General features: G+C 53.2%; 13 protein-coding genes. 8 read left to right on the top strand and 5 right to left on the bottom strand.

Features of this window, described 5'->3' with window-relative positions; all coding sequences use genetic code 11:
• Nucleotides 1-484: 484 nt before the first annotated feature.
• The 4 genes from proP (at nucleotide 485) to AAH446_RS11950 (ending at nucleotide 5159) form a co-directional block, all read left to right on the top strand.
• On the top strand, nucleotides 485-1990 hold the full coding sequence (gene proP, locus AAH446_RS11935; protein ID WP_342906907.1) for a glycine betaine/L-proline transporter ProP: 1506 nt from the start codon (nucleotides 485-487) through the stop codon (nucleotides 1988-1990).
• A gap of 671 nt (nucleotides 1991-2661) precedes the next feature.
• Nucleotides 2662-3342, top strand: a complete 681-nt coding sequence (locus AAH446_RS11940; RefSeq protein WP_342906908.1) for a type 1 glutamine amidotransferase domain-containing protein — start codon at nucleotides 2662-2664, stop codon at nucleotides 3340-3342.
• 135 nt (nucleotides 3343-3477) lie between these two features.
• Nucleotides 3478-4233: an alpha/beta fold hydrolase gene (locus AAH446_RS11945; protein WP_342906909.1), complete on the top strand. Its 756-nt coding sequence runs from the start codon at nucleotides 3478-3480 to the stop codon at nucleotides 4231-4233.
• 320 nt (nucleotides 4234-4553) lie between these two features.
• Nucleotides 4554-5159: a TetR/AcrR family transcriptional regulator gene (locus tag AAH446_RS11950; RefSeq protein ID WP_342906910.1), complete on the top strand. Its 606-nt coding sequence runs from the start codon at nucleotides 4554-4556 to the stop codon at nucleotides 5157-5159.
• A gap of 88 nt (nucleotides 5160-5247) precedes the next feature.
• Here the strand turns inward: AAH446_RS11950 and AAH446_RS11955 are convergent, their stop codons facing one another.
• Both AAH446_RS11955 and AAH446_RS11960 read right to left on the bottom strand, forming a co-directional pair.
• A complete protein-coding gene (locus AAH446_RS11955; RefSeq protein WP_463322810.1) occupies nucleotides 5248-6213 on the bottom strand; it encodes an alpha/beta fold hydrolase in 966 nt (321 codons plus the stop codon).
• Nucleotides 6214-6298: 85 nt separating this feature from the next.
• Nucleotides 6299-6916 (bottom strand): TetR/AcrR family transcriptional regulator, encoded by a 618-nt coding sequence (locus AAH446_RS11960; RefSeq protein WP_342906911.1) that lies wholly within the window; start codon nucleotides 6914-6916, stop codon nucleotides 6299-6301.
• A 239-nt stretch (nucleotides 6917-7155) separates the two neighbouring features.
• Here AAH446_RS11960 and AAH446_RS11965 point away from each other — a divergent pair, with 239 nt between their 5' ends.
• Nucleotides 7156-8361, top strand: coding sequence for a sugar transporter (locus AAH446_RS11965; protein ID WP_342906912.1), 1206 nt, complete (start codon nucleotides 7156-7158; stop codon nucleotides 8359-8361).
• 169 nt (nucleotides 8362-8530) lie between these two features.
• On the opposite strand, the gene AAH446_RS11970 is transcribed toward AAH446_RS11965, so the two are convergent.
• Entirely contained in the window at nucleotides 8531-9718 is a 1188-nt protein-coding gene (locus AAH446_RS11970; protein ID WP_342906913.1) for a BaiN/RdsA family NAD(P)/FAD-dependent oxidoreductase, read from the bottom strand.
• A gap of 239 nt (nucleotides 9719-9957) precedes the next feature.
• On the opposite strand from AAH446_RS11970, the gene pitA reads away from it, so the two are divergent.
• Entirely contained in the window at nucleotides 9958-11460 is a 1503-nt protein-coding gene (gene pitA / locus AAH446_RS11975) for an inorganic phosphate transporter PitA (protein ID WP_342906914.1), read from the top strand.
• Between the two features lie 64 nt (nucleotides 11461-11524).
• On the opposite strand, the gene uspB is transcribed toward pitA, so the two are convergent.
• Nucleotides 11525-11860 carry a universal stress protein UspB gene (gene uspB / locus AAH446_RS11980; RefSeq protein ID WP_024966454.1) on the bottom strand — a complete coding sequence of 112 codons (336 nt, stop codon included), beginning with the start codon at nucleotides 11858-11860 and terminating at the stop codon, nucleotides 11525-11527.
• Between the two features lie 450 nt (nucleotides 11861-12310).
• Between uspB and uspA the strand changes: the two genes are divergently transcribed.
• Both uspA and AAH446_RS11990 read left to right on the top strand, forming a co-directional pair.
• A complete protein-coding gene (gene uspA / locus AAH446_RS11985) occupies nucleotides 12311-12748 on the top strand; it encodes a universal stress protein UspA (RefSeq protein WP_024966453.1) in 438 nt (145 codons plus the stop codon).
• 436 nt (nucleotides 12749-13184) lie between these two features.
• Nucleotides 13185-13427 carry a hypothetical protein gene (locus AAH446_RS11990; protein WP_342906915.1) on the top strand — a complete coding sequence of 81 codons (243 nt, stop codon included), beginning with the start codon at nucleotides 13185-13187 and terminating at the stop codon, nucleotides 13425-13427.
• 323 nt (nucleotides 13428-13750) lie between these two features.
• Here AAH446_RS11990 and rsmJ read toward each other — a convergent pair whose 3' ends face one another.
• The gene (rsmJ, locus tag AAH446_RS11995) at nucleotides 13751-14503 is read right to left on the bottom strand and encodes a 16S rRNA (guanine(1516)-N(2))-methyltransferase RsmJ (RefSeq protein WP_342906916.1); all 753 of its coding nucleotides are present in this window, start codon (nucleotides 14501-14503) and stop codon (nucleotides 13751-13753) included.
• Nucleotides 14504-14506: the final 3 nt, after the last annotated feature.

The raw sequence follows: 14506 nt of genomic DNA on the forward strand, positions 1-14506 counted from the left end.
TGTCAGGCTTTATTTTTCAGTGCCACCCCGGAAATAAAGCGTTAAAAAAATCAGACTACTTTTCCATTTTTTCAGGCTAAAAGAAGCAGTATAAACTTTTCAGCCGGAAGCTATTTTTCAGAGTGAGAATTCTCTTCACAAAATAGCCACAGGCGACCCCCAGCTTCACCCGCATTTAAAATTTTCCCTTCTTTTTACAAGGCTTTTTATCGCCTGAAAATGGCTTACGTTATCGGGATGGCTATTGCCCGGAAAACTTATCGTCCGGGTCAAATTACGGTAGAAATTATGTTACATGCGAAAGAAACGATATACTAAGATCCGACAGATGTGGATTGACGGGAGCGAATACCCGCCACAACTCACTGTCAGATAGACGACAGACCATACACAATTTGCCCCAATCGCCGATGCACAGAATTTTGTGCAACCGAGTCCGGGGTAAAATTTTTATTTGGTAAGTATATGATTACAGGGTGTTTATATGAAGCTGCGTAGGAAGCGTGTTAAGCCGATTGGCTTAAAAGACGTAACGATCATTGATGATGCCCGGTTACGCAAAGCCATTACCGCTGCGTCGCTAGGCAACGCCATGGAATGGTTCGACTTCGGCGTCTACGGTTTTGTGGCCTATGCATTGGGTCAGGTGTTTTTCCCCGGCGCCGATCCCGGTTTACAGATGATTGCCGCACTGGGTACCTTCTCGGTTCCATTCCTGATCCGCCCATTAGGGGGCTTATTCTTTGGCCGCCTGGGCGATAAGTATGGCCGTCAGAAAATCCTCTCTATTACGATTGTTATCATGTCGGTCAGTACGTTCTGTATTGGCCTGATTCCGTCCTACGCCTCTATTGGTATCTGGGCACCTGTACTGCTGCTGCTGTGTAAAATGGCACAGGGCTTCTCCGTCGGAGGAGAATATACGGGCGCGTCGATTTTCGTGGCCGAATATTCGCCCGACCGCAAGCGCGGTTTTATGGGCAGCTGGCTCGATTTCGGTTCAATTATTGGTTTTGTGACGGGGGCGGGCCTTGTCGTTCTGATCTCAGCCGTGATTGGCGAAGCGAAATTCCTCGAATGGGGCTGGCGTATTCCGTTCTTCGTCGCGCTGCCGCTGGGCCTGATCGGCATCTATCTGCGTAACGCGCTGGAAGAAACGCCTGCGTTTCAGCAGCACGTCGATAAGCTGGAACAGGGCGACCGGGAGAGTCTGGCAGATGGGCCTAAGGTTTCCTTTAAGGAAATCGCCACTAAACACTGGAGAAGCCTGCTGGCTTGTATCGGCCTGGTGCTGTCGACTAACGTCACCTATTACATGCTGCTGACCTATATGCCGAGCTACCTGTCGCATAACCTGGGCTATGCAGAAGATCACGGCGTGCTGATCATCATCGCCATCATGATCGGGATGCTGTTCGTTCAGCCGATTATGGGCCTGATGAGCGACAAATTTGGTCGGCGTCCGTTTGTGATTATCGGTAGTGTTGCACTGCTGTTGCTGGCAATCCCCTGCTTTATGCTGATCAACAGTGGCGTGACGGGGCTGATTTTTGGCGGCCTGCTGCTGCTGGCGGTCATACTTAACTGCTTCACCGGGGTCATGGCTTCATCCCTGCCGGCAATGTTTCCCACCCATATCCGTTACAGCGCACTCGCCAGCGCCTTTAACATCTCGATTCTGGTTGCGGGTCTGACGCCGACGCTTGCCGCATGGCTGGTTGAAACCACGTCAGACCTCTATATGCCAGCTTACTACCTGATGATTGTTGCAGTAGTCGGTCTGATAACCGGTATCATGATGAAAGAAACGGCAAATATGCCGCTGCGTGGCGCCACGCCAGCCGCTTCGGACATGGCGGAAGCGAAAGAGCTGTTGCAGGAGCATCACGATAATATCGAACACAAAATCGAGGATATTAATGAGCAGATCGCCGAGCTGGAAGAGAAGCGTAAGCATCTGATTAATCAGCATCCGAGCATTAACGAATAGCGACGGCCCGCTGAATAAAGCCCGCGACGTGTCGCGGGCTTTTTTATTATCTCAAAAGGCTGAAACCCTCTGTTCCCCTCTCTGCCATGGCGAAGTTGCCTTCCGCTTTCGCGTCTCTTCAGAAAGCTCTCTTCCTGCCAGCGCCTGCAAACAACGCTAATAATGGCAAAACGCACCCGGCTGTAGAAAAAAGCTGGCTCAGAAGGTGTTGGCGCTTCAGAAGAGAAAAAGTGTTGAAACGTTATAAGCGTTTCGCGCCGTAAATGGGTTTGTTAAAACTTGCGCATGATCCTTCTAATCCTTTGATAATAAATATTTTTTATACTGCTCTGTTTTTAGTGACTCTTCAGAACACCTTTTAACATTGCAAAAACTAAGAAGGTAACGAATAAAAAAAGAAAAAAACCTATAGACGACTGGTCTATTCACTGTTAGTTTAGCCTTATCACGCCGGGAATTGAGCATAAAGCGATAGTCCTGGCTGATAAATAGCGGGCACGCACGGGAGTCCGGCTGGTGTGTAGGTTAGTCGTTACCATCACTGCCAGCGGGGTACACCTACCGATAAAGTTTTGTACTGAAGATTGTATACGACGAGTCTGTTTTTTTACGCACTCTATATACGACCGGTCTAATCATCCGCTTATTTCTACTTCAACAGGAAACAATAAATGAAAATTCTTATGGTTCTCACCTCACATGATCGTCTGGGCAACACCGGACGCAAAACGGGTTTCTGGCTGGAAGAGCTGGCTGCGCCTTACTACGCCTTTCAGGACGCCGGGGTCGACATTACCCTGGCCTCTCCGAAAGGCGGCAATCCACCGCTGGATCCTAAAAGCAATGAACCCGATTTCCAGACCGCGCAGACCCACCGCTTCGAAGCGGACGCCGACGCGCTTGCCCGTCTCGCCACCACCGTCCGTCTGGACAGCGTTTCGCAGGCTGACTATGACGCTGTTTTCTATCCGGGCGGCCACGGCCCGCTGTGGGATTTGGCTGAGGATAAGCACTCCGCGGCGCTGATCGAGGCCTTCCTGGCGGCAAACAAGCCCGTCGCGCTGGTCTGTCACGCTCCTGGCGTGCTGCGCCATGTAAAAACGCCTGAAGGTAAACCACTGGTTGAAGGCAGGAAGGTCACCGGCTTTACCAATACCGAAGAGGAAGCGGTGGGCCTGACCCAGGTTGTGCCTTTTCTGGTTGAAGATGAGCTGATTGCCAAAGGCGGCATCTATTCCAAAGGGGCGGACTGGAGTTCTTACGTCGTCAGCGACGGTCTGCTGATCACCGGACAAAACCCAACCTCCTCAGCGGCGACGGCAGAGCGGCTCCTGAAGCAGCTGGCTGAATAACGGTCAAGGCGGCGGGGTTGCATGACCCCGCCACATCTTTTCGTTTTGAAGCTTATACGTCTGAATGCACTCCTGTCGCGCTACGAGGCAGTATTTTCAGCCCATTATTTTTTTACCTGATTGAGAGAAAAAATTATGTTGAAAAAATCAGTTACCACTCTGGCATTAAGTCTGGCCCTGTCTGTTTCTGCTCAGGCGGTGATGGCTGAGCCGGTGAAAAACATTATTCTGGTGCACGGCGCTTTTGTTGATGGCTCAGGCTGGAACCCGGTGGCCCGGATCCTGGATAAAGCAGGCTACCATGTGTCGATTGTTCAGGAACCTCAGACCTCTCTGGCGGATGATGTGGCCGCAACACGACGCGTTCTGGCGTTACAAAGCGGAAAGTCACTGCTGGTCGGTCACAGCTACGGCGGCATGATTATCAGTGACGCAGGTAACGATCCCTCCGTCGCGGGTCTGGTTTACATCGCTGCGATGCAGCCAGATAAAGGCGACTCGCTGCTGAGCCTGGCGAAAAAATATCCTCCGGCCGCCCAGTCAATCACGGAAACGGCGGACCATTTCCTCTACCTCAGGCCGGAGAACTTCCACGCGGACTTTGCGGCAGATTTGCCTGTAAAAGAGGCAGACTTGTTGGCACGTTCTCAGGTTATGCCATCAGCGGCCGCCTTTTCCGCCCCTGCCGGCACGCCAGCATGGAAAACCAAACCGAGCTGGGCCGTGGTGGCCACAGAGGATCGGGCCATTAACCCACAGCTTGAACGCTTCATGGCTGAACGTGCGCACAGCACCGTCACGGAGCTGAAAGGTAATCATGCCATTTATGCTTCTCAGCCTGAAAAAATTGCGGCGGTAATCAAGAACGCGGCAGAGAGTATCTCTCATTAACTCTCCGTTAATTATGTCCGGCGGTTTGCCTTATCAGCTAAACCGTACTGGCCCGACATTCAGACAAGTTTAAAGGCCTGGGCCGGAATAGCGCTGATTGCCCTTTCCCGGAGCAGGCCTTAATTCAATGAAGGCGCCCATTCTCAGGGTTGTCACTGCTGCTTCTGACGTTAACGGCTTCGCTGTATCTCTGCTTCAGTGACAGAAATCACCAATCCTCCGCTTGCAGAAAATGACCAGACGACCGCCAGCGAAAAAAGGCTGCATTTGTAAGACCCGTCAATATAGACGACTGGTCTAGTCTGTGGTAGTGTGACGTAATGACAACTTCAACCCAACTCCATAGCAACGACGTGCGTGAACACATCCTGTCGACTGGCCAGCGTATTATGGCCGGCAAGGGATTTTCCGCCGTCGGACTGAATGAGATCCTGACCGACGCCGGTGTGCCGAAGGGATCTTTTTATCACTATTTCCCGTCAAAAGAGGCGTTTGGCGTGGCGATGCTGCAGCGCTATTTTGATGATTATCTGGCGGAACTTGACCATACGCTGAGCCAGCCGGGTAACACTATGGCGCAACGGCTGATGAACTACTGGCAGCAGTGGCAGGACTCGCAGTCGTTTTCCGACTGTCAGGGCAAATGCCTGGCGGTGAAGCTGGGTGCGGAAGTGGCCGATCTCTCTGACAGTATGCGTCTGACGCTGAAAGCTGGCACCTCAGGGATTATTTCTCGCCTGGCGCAGGCGTTAGCGGCGGGCGTGGCTGAAGGTTCACTGCGCATTGAGGACCAACCGGGCAAAGTGGCAGAAAGTCTCTACCAGCTCTGGCTTGGCGCCAGCGTCATGGTCAAGATAGTCCGCAATACCGCGCCCTTTGAGTCCGCCATGGCGGTGACCCGGCAGATTATCCGTATCTCCCCTTAACGGGGAGATACGATCTCTTTAAACAGACGCGGACGTGAAAGTGGCAGGATGCAGACTTTTGCTGACCCGCGGCACTGTATTGGCGACATCAGCCCGTCCGGCTATCTGCGGTCGGCACAAAGAACTGGCTTAAGACTTCAGCGACAGCCTGGGGCTGCTCTTCGGGAATGAAATGTCCGCAGTGAGGAATAAGCACGCCGGAGACATCTTCAGCAAAAGGACGCAGAGGGGCAGCCATATCGGCTATCGATCCATATTCAGCACTGACGGCCAGCAACGGCATGTTGAGCTTCCCTTTCGCTTTTAACTCGCTGTTTTGCGCAGCGGAAAGCGCAACCGATCGGTAATAAGCCAGCCCTGCCCGTAATCCACCGCTGGCGCATAACACGCGCAGGTACTCATTAATATCTTCATCTGTGAACACATCCGGGCATGCCGTTTTCCTTTTCAGGAACCATTCAAGATAGAGGCGTTCACGACCGGTAATCAACGCTTCGGGAAGATCGGCAATCATGTGAAAGGCGAAATGCCAGGTTTTCCAGGCCTTATCAGCCGTCACCGGCAGGGCGTCCGGCAGGGTGACGCCAGGAATACCGGCGTCCAGTAAGGCGAGACGTTTGACCTCACTACCGTAGCGCGCGGCGTAGGGCCAGGCGACCCAGGCTCCCACGTCGTGAGCCGCCAGATAATAAGCGTCTACCTTAAGCTGACCCAGCAACCCGTGAACCTTCCCGGCCAGCGAGCAGGTATCATAACCCTCCTGCGGACGGTCAGAATCGCCCTGACCGGGCAGATCAAGCGCAATGATCTGGTAAGACTCGCCCATCTGCTGCATGACTTTACGCCAGGCATACCAGCTTTGCGGAAAGCCAGCCAGCAAAACCAGCGTCTCCCCCTGGGGATTGCCGCCCATAACGTAATGCATTCTGACGCCATCTACCGTTGCGTAGGCATGCTCAAAGCCGCTCAGGCTACTGTCGTTCCAGGCGACAGGTTTTGCATCGGCCCGGCGCAGCGGTGACATTTCATTGGTCTCTGACTCGCGATTTTGCATCGTCATTCCTTCTCATTTTGATTTTCTGCCTGTGCAGACAACGCCGACATTAAGAAAGCAATCATTTCCTAAATGGGTAAATTTTTTAATCGAGCAGCTTCATCGCCAGCCGTATCGTTTCCTCTTTCTCCGTTACGTCTTCAACTTTACCCACAACGCGCATGCCGAATACCAGACAGAGCAGCAGCCCTGCCGCCGATTCAACATTCAGGCTGGCGGATACCGATCCGTCATTCTGACCCAGGCGCAGTAGGGAGATAAGATTTTGCTTGTTGCGCATGACGGCCTGAAACACCAGTTCTGACACTTCCGGGTCCAGGATCCGCAGTTCATTCATACTGCCGACGACCAGGCAGCCGCGCCTTCCTTCCAGCGTAGATGCGGAATCAATGTAAAAACGCAGCAATTCAGCCAGCTGCTCACGGCCCGTCGGAAATGGTTCCAGCCGCTGCTTCAGCTCCGCATGGCGCAAAGCGGTGTACCGCTCGAATACGCGCAGAAACAGGGTTCGCTTATCCTGGAAGGCTTTATAAATACTGCCGGCGGTAAGTCCCATAGCTTCGCCTAAATCGGCGATGGAGGAAGCGTGAAACCCCTTCTGACGGAAAACGATCATCGCCATATCCAGCGCAAGATCCATATCAAATTCCCGTGGTCGCCCGCGTTCCCGGCTTTTATTCTGAGGATAACCTGTCTTGTTCATTGCAGCTCACTTAAGGAAACAATCACTTCCAAAATAGCAGCGCTTTTCACTTCAGGGAAGCGAAAATTACTTTGTTCAGATGCACGGGCTCACTGTTTTTAACAAACTTAATCGCCGCCATAAAAAAAATTAATGCGCTGTGTTTATTTATGCTAAAAATGCGACGAAGGTCACAATTTCCTTGAATGCCGTCGGCGGGGAGCCTTAACATTGCCGGCTGAATTTTCGGGGGGATGATTATGGCAGAACTACAGACAGTATCCAGAAAGGTAGCCTGGCTACGCGTGTTAACCCTCGCAGTGGCAGCGTTCATTTTTAACACGACGGAATATATTCCTGTTGGTCTGCTGACGGACATTGGGCACAGTTTCGGCATGGAAAGCGCTCAGTCAGGCATCATGCTGACCATCTATGCCTGGATTGTGGCTCTCATGTCACTGCCTTTGATGCTGATGACCAGCAAAATTGACCGGCGCGTATTACTGATCGCCCTGTTTGGCCTGTTCGCCTGTAGCCATATTTTATCTTTTGTGGCGTGGAATTTTAATGTCCTGCTGGTCAGCCGGGCAGGAGTGGCGCTGTCGCATGCGCTGTTCTGGTCCATTACCGCCTCGCTGGCTATCCGACTGGCGCCTGCAGGCAAACGCGCTCAGGCGCTTGGCCTTCTGGCTACGGCAACGGCGCTGGCGTCCGTTTTAGGCTTGCCTTTAGGCCGCATTATTGGCCAGAGTTTTGGATGGCGCATCACCTTTCTGGTGATTGGCGTCGCCTCAATGGTCTTGCTGGCTATGATTATTAAAATCATGCCTCAGGTAAACTCTGAGCAGAGCGGTTCGGTCAAAAGTTTACCCGGCTTACTCCGCAACCCGGCGCTGATTAGCGTCTATCTCCTGACGGTACTGGTGGTCACAGCACATTTTTGTGCCTTTACTTATATCGAGCCTTTCGTCCAGCAGATATCGGGTAAGAGCCATAATTTTGCGACGGTTTTACTGCTGATATTTGGCATTGCAGGCATCTCAGGCAGCATCATTTTTAGCAAGTTAGGCGAGAAACACCTGTCTGCTTTGTTAACTGGCGCTATCGCACTTCTGACTGTGTGCCTTGCCCTGATGGTCACCGTGGCACACAGCACCGGCGGACTGGTGGCGTTATGCGCCTTATGGGGCATCGCCTTCATGATTATCGGCATGGGCATGCAGATGAAAGTATTGACGCTGGCCCCCGAAGCCACTGACATCGGCATGGCCATGTTTTCGGGGATCTTCAATATTGGGATTGGCGCCGGCGCGCTGCTGGGGAAAACGGTCAGTCTTGAACTGTCACTCTCCTCGGTCGGTTACATTGGGGCGATTTCCGGCGCATTAGGTCTGATGCTGGCTGTTGTCTCTTTCCGCAAATGGGCCGCACCGTTACGCACCGGGGATCATGATCTCGTCGTGTAAAGTCCAACTAAGGCAGTCTTTACAGGCTGCCTCCGAATATCTTTTTGTTGTAAGAGAGACGTAGCAATCTTTATTTCCCAGGCGCTGTCCGGCTCATGAACGACGCTTATTCTGAGGCGTTGCCTGAGGGAGAACGTGGATCTTAAGGGACAAAGCCTGCCGCCTAGAGTCACAGCGCCTGTGCACAAGCCCAGGCGGAAGACCAGGCCCACTGGAAATTATAGCCGCCGAGCCAGCCGGTCACGTCCACCACTTCCCCGATGAAATAGAGACCGGGCACCGCTTTGGCCTCCATCGTTTTAGAAGAGAGCACGCTGGTATCTACCCCACCCAGCGTGACCTCGGCGGTACGGTAACCTTCCGTGCCGTTCGGCTGCACCCGCCACTGGTGCAGCGACGTCACCACCTCGCTCTGCTGGCGGGCGTTCAGCTGTTTCAGCGTACACTCCGGCACGTTGCCAAGCTGCTGAAGGCATTCCACAAGACGGCGGGGCAGCACTTTCGCCAGGCTGTTTTTCAGACTCTGGTTCGGATGCGCGTCCCGCTCTTCATTAAGGAAAGCTTGTAGATCACGCTCGGGCGAAAGATCGATGGTGACAAACTCGCCGGGCTGCCAGTAGCTGGAGAGCTGAAGCACCGCCGGACCGGAAAGGCCGCGATGGGTAAACAGCAGCGCTTCTTTAAACGTGGTCCCCTCTTCGGCGGTCAATACCGAAGGCACCGCCACGCCGGACAGCGCATTGAGCTGTTCAAGCAGCGGTTTATGCAGGGTGAAGGGCACCAGACCGGCGCGGGTCGGGAAAACCTTCAGGCCAAACTGTTCCGCCAGTTTATAGCCGAAGGGAGAGGCGCCCAGCCCCGGCATCGACAGGCCGCCAGAGGCAATAACCAGCTTTTCCGCCCGCACAGTGCTGCCGTTCAGCGTCAGGGTATAACCGCTTTCGTCGTCGTGCGCCACGCCCAGCACTTCACTGCGCAGCCGCAAATTGACGCTGCCCGCCTCGCACTCTTTCAGCAACATATCGACAATCTGCTGGGCCGAATCGTCGCAAAAAAGCTGCCCTAAGGTCTTCTCATGCCAGGCGATGCCGTGACGGTTGACCAGATCGATAAAATCCCACTGGGTATAGCGCGCCAGTGCGGATTTACAGAAATGCGGGTTATGGGAGAGGTAAGCAGCAGGTTCAGTATAGAGGTTGGTAAAGTTACAGCGCCCGCCGCCGGACATCAGAATTTTACGTCCGGCCTTTTTACCATTATCCAGCAGCAGAACGCGCCTGCCGCGCTGCCCCGCCTGAGCGGCACAGAACAGGCCAGCCGCACCGGCACCGATGATAATAACGTCAAACTGTTCCACTGAGCCTGCCCCGCCGCGAAAAAACGCTGATTGTAGAGAGTTGAGCGGGCTGAAGCCAGCGTAACACAAGCTTCATCGCCGAAACATTTTGTAACTTTATGATATTCATAAAGAATGCTCCCGTAAACACGCTCTTTTGACACATTACTGTCAAAAAAAGTCTATATTTCACTTTCCCCGGGTGCGGTTTGTCGCTGATAATGCGCCGCGTTCATGTCCTCCAAAATGGCGTAACGCTTATGCTACATCTGTTTGCTGGTCTCGATTATCATACCGGCCTGTTACTGGTACTCGCTCTGCTCTTTGTTCTGTTTTACGAAGCCATCAACGGCTTCCACGACACGGCAAACGCGGTGGCAACTGTGATTTATACCCGCGCAATGCGATCGCAACTGGCGGTGGTAATGGCAGGGGTCTTTAACTTCTTTGGGGTACTGTTGGGCGGGCTGAGCGTTGCTTATGCTATCGTTCATTTGCTTCCCACCGATCTGCTGTTGAATGTGGGATCGGCTCACGGGTTAGCCATGGTCTTTTCCATGCTGCTGGCTGCGATTATCTGGAACCTCGGCACCTGGTATTTTGGTCTGCCGGCGTCCAGCTCCCATACCCTCATCGGGGCCATTATCGGCATTGGCCTGACCAACGCCTTTATGACCGGCAATTCTATCGTCGAAGCCCTTAACATCCCGAAAATGATCGGCATATTTATGTCGCTGGTGATCTCTCCGATTGTCGGTCTGGTCATTGCGGGTGGGCTGTGCTTTATCCTTCGTCGCTACTGGAGCGGCACCAAGAAACGTCGCCGGATCCATATGACGCCTGCGGAGCGTGAGAAGATTGACGGCAAGAAAAAGCCGCCGTTCTGGACCCGTATCGCGCTGATCGTTTCTGCCATTGGCGTGAGCTATTCGCACGGCGCTAATGATGGTCAGAAAGGCATCGGTTTGATCATGCTGGTGCTGATTGGCGTGGCGCCTGCAGGGTTCGTGGTCAACATGAACGCTTCAGGCTACGACATTACCCGCACCCGCGATGCAGTACACAATCTGGAGCAGTATTACCAGCAGCACGGTGATGCGCTGACGCGTATCGTGCAGATGGCGCCGCCTGCGGTGCCAACGCCGCAGGAAAATCCGGGTGGCACAACGGAGTTCCACTGTGATGCTTCCCGCGCGCTTCCCGCCATCGCCCGCGTCAAAGGTATGCTGGACAATCTGCAGAGCTACGATGCGCTAAGCGTTGATCAGCGTGCGCAGCTGCGTCGCCTGCTGATGTGCGTCTCCGATACCGCGGAGAAGGCGGCTAAGCTGCCAGATACCAGCGCAGAGGATCAGCGCTTCCTGAGCAAGCTGAAAGACGATCTGTTGAACACCGTCGAGTATGCACCGGTCTGGATTATCGTGGCCGTGGCGCTTGCGCTGTCGCTGGGTACGCTGGTTGGATGGCGCCGCGTTGCCACCACCATCGGTGAAAAAATAGGTAAAAAAGGGATGACCTATGCCCAGGGAATGTCGGCCCAGATGACGGCGGCGGTCTCTATCGGCGTTGCCAGTTATACCGGTATGCCCGTCTCAACGACCCACGTACTCTCCTCTTCCGTCGCCGGTACCATGCTGGTTGATGGCGGCGGCGTGCAGGGGCGCACCATCAAAAACATCCTGCTGGCCTGGGTCTTTACCCTGCCTGTCTCGGTGTTGTTATCCGGTGGCCTCTACTGGATTGCGCTGCACTTTATCATTTAACGTGTGACGTATAAAAAAGGGTGAAGCCTGCAGGCTTCACCCTTTTTTTTGCCCCCGGCGCGGTTCAGTGCCAGATAAGCAATCCCATAAAGCCGATAAGCACCAGGCCGCAAAGCGCGCTGGTCAGTAAAAACTGGCCGCGAACCCGTTCGCAGCGCCGGATAAATTCATCATCGTGATGATCGAGATAACGCTGCGCCCAGATGTAGCGTACCAGCCTGACCTGCTTACTGGGCTGCCCGTGTGAAGTAAAAAATCCTGCGCCATCAACATATTGATACAGCAGAGGGTCGCATCCGCGAAGTACCACCAGCAGCGCGCGGAGTGAAGAAAAATAGCGCGCCATATTGATCAAACAAATGACACAAAGAGCCCAGAAAAGCGCGATGGTGCTAATCATGATCCCCTCCCGACAACACGAACCTGGCAGATACACCGGGCAAAGCCAGCACGGCCCTGGTGATATTTGCCATCCACAAAACTGAACCTGACTGAGAGTTGTTATCACTGCGGTACGACCGCTACCCACAAGAGATGGCGTGTCGTTATTATCATTGTAGGAGATATGCTTAAAAAAATTCCAGCATGGTTAGGCGCATCATTGCAAAAAGCCTTAATTACAGTTTGATCCTGCTCCCAAAGAGGCGCGTTTGGAAAGCGTCTGTTAACAATTCGGCCTATACTTCAAAGCGAGAGAATAATAAGGTGGCGAGGCTGAAGTACGCTTAACGCCCCCCTCGCGAAATCCCGCATCGCAATTTCTATTCGTTAAGGATTTCAGAAACTTACTATTCTTCCCGGCCAGTCTTGTCTGGGAAGGCGCAGCCGCAACACATGGAAGGAGTTCGATATGTCTTATAAACACATTTTGATTGCAGTGGATCTTTCACCGGAAAGTAAACTGCTGGTTGCTAAAGCGGTTTCCATGGCGCGTCCCTATGATGCCAAAATTTCCCTGATCCATGTGGACGTGAACTATTCCGATCTCTATACCGGGCTGATTGACGTTAATCTTGGCGATATGCAGAAACGCATCTCCGAAGAGACGCATACGGCACTCTCCGATCTTTCAAACGGCGCGGGTTATCCTGTGACTGAAACCCTCAGCGGCAGCGGCGATCTGGGCCAGGTGCTGGTTGATGCGATCAAGCGCTATGACGTGGATCTGGTCGTTTGCGGCCATCATCAGGACTTCTGGAGCAAGCTGATGTCTTCAGCCCGTCAGCTGATCAACACCGTCCATATCGATATGCTGATCGTGCCGCTGCGCGACGCAGACGAAGAATAGCCGCCGTTCAAAAAGCCGGCCTGTGCCGGCTTTTTTTCACCTATTCTGTGCAAATTAAGTTCCGGCCAGTTCTGTTTTCTCCCGGCACGCTAATCACCCACTTCAACTTTATAGTTGCTCACCGTTGCCAGCGTAATCGACAGGAGTAATCTTGTTCAGGCAGTTGTATTGACTGGCGATGCCTGTACTGATGGATATAAGTCATAACCCTGAAACTTGACAGCTTATTTTAATTCTGTACAAGAATATTCCATTATTAAAGCACCGCACTTTAACAGTCTGACACCCAATGAATTATTTGTGTCAGAACGGCACTTATAAATATTTTACTATAGGAAAACTTCTTTTTTCTCATTATATTTCATTTGCTTTCTCTGCTGCATCGCAGCGAAAAAGCATTCAAAAAAAGCACAACCACTTAATAAGGATATTATTTATGAGAGAAATCAACCAGACTGAAATTGCGGCCGTTAGCGGCGCTGGACTGACCGAATTCCGGGGCAACGTCAATACCGCATTAGCTCAGGTTTCTGCCAAATTTGATACTACGTTAGATGCGCTTGCTGAGACCAGCGTCATCGGCGAGAAAATCGGTCTGTCTTACAAAGCTTTTGGCCTGAGCATCGTTCAAGGGTATTTGAGTTCCTTTTCAAACTTCCTGACTAAATTAGCTGCCTGATTAACGCTGCCTTACAGCATCAATACTGTAAATCAGATTTCAGTTAATTCCGGAAGCTTAAAAGCGTGCTAAACAAGCACGCTTTTTTAGTATTACCGCTTACTTCGCTTATACAGCACACTCATTCGCTTTTGCGGCGTATATTTTTACTGTCGCCGGCGCGTATTTATTACCGGTTACAGCCTGCCGCCAGACGCACTTTTCACTCAACCTGCGAGGACACAGGCCAAATATGTAGCCTGATAATGCTGACGACAGCGGGACAGGGCCGCTATAACCATTCAGAATAATTTGCGCGCCGGAAGCGGCCCGGTGGACATTTTCTACTGGCCGAGCGGCGGATAGATATCAAAACGATGGCTTTTGGTCAGCACGGCTGATTGCGTCGCGATGCCGGCCAGCGGCGGCGCATAGTCAGGGCGCTTCACCACAATGCGTTTTTTCGCCAGACGACGCGCCGGCTCCAGCAGGCCATCCGCATCCGCATCCGCACCCACCAGCGTCTGAAATACCCGCATCTCTTTTTTAACCAGCGCGCTTTTCTGGCGATGAGGGTACATCGGATCGAGATAGACCACGTCCGGTTTTTCCGCGATGCCGGCAAGCGCATCCAGGCTTGACGCATGGATCAGCGTCAGCCGCTCGCGCAGCCAGCCGCCGATCTCCGTACTCTGATAGCCGCGTTGCAGACCATCCTCCAGCAGAGCCGCCACCACCGGATGACGCTCAAACATCTGCACCCGGCAGCCCAGCGAGGCCAGCACAAACGCATCTCTGCCCAGGCCTGCCGTTGCGTCAACAACCGCAGGCAGGTAGCCGCCTTTAATGCCAACGGCCTTAGCCACGGCTTCGCCGCGCCCGCCGCCGAAGCGGCGGCGGTGCGCCATGGCACCCTCGACGAAATCGACAAAAATCCCGCCAAGCTTTGGCTCATCACGTTTGCGCAGCTCCAGCCTTTCACCGGTCATCACCAGCGCCATTGGCGCTTCGTCGTCGTGCTCAAGCTGCCAGCGTGCCGCCAGATCGGATAAGGCGCCGTCTCCGGCGCCCGTTTCATCTACCAGACAAATCTTCACTGA

It is taken from the genome of Erwinia psychrophila (assembly GCF_039023475.1).
Taxonomy (GTDB): domain Bacteria; phylum Pseudomonadota; class Gammaproteobacteria; order Enterobacterales; family Enterobacteriaceae; genus Erwinia.